Here is a 613-nt window from a genome sequence, read left to right on the forward strand (position 1 = left end):
AGCTGGAGGAGGGGCGTGCGGTGGTGACGGACGCGGCCAGCGCGGACCTGCGGCGCATCGAACGCGACCTCCACGACGGCGCCCAGGCCCGCCTCGTCGCCCTGGCCATGGACCTCGGCCTCGCCAAGGAGAAACTCGCCCACGACCCCGACACCGCCGCCCGCATGGTCGACGAAGCCCACGGCGAAGTGAAACTCGCCCTCCAAGAACTCCGCGACCTCGCACGCGGCATCCACCCCGCCATCCTCACCGACCGAGGACTCGGCCCCGCCCTCACCCACCTCACCACCCGCTGCACCGTCCCCACCACCGTCCACACCGACCTCCCCCACCGCCCCGCACCCGCCATCGAAGCCATCGCCTACTTCACCCTCAGCGAACTCCTCCAGAACATCTCCAAACACAGCAACGCCACCCACGCCCACATCGACATCTGGCGCACCGACGACCGCCTCCTCCTCCACACCACCGACAACGGCCACGGCGGCGCCACCACCACCCACGGCACCGGCCTCACCGGCCTCACCGAACGCCTCCACTCCGTCGACGGACTCCTCCACATCCACTCCCCCCACGGAGGCCCCACCACCATCACCGCCGAACTCCCCTGGCG

1 protein-coding gene is annotated in these 613 nt (G+C 70.8%); it reads left to right on the forward strand.

Going from position 1 to position 613, the window contains the following annotated elements; genetic code table 11:
* Window positions 1-613: sensor histidine kinase (locus IF129_RS25960; RefSeq protein WP_224755617.1), on the forward strand; the 613-nt coding region annotated here is incomplete at both ends.

The sequence above is a fragment of the Streptomyces chumphonensis genome, assembly GCF_014779715.1.
GTDB lineage: Bacteria > Actinomycetota > Actinomycetes > Streptomycetales > Streptomycetaceae > Streptomyces > Streptomyces chumphonensis.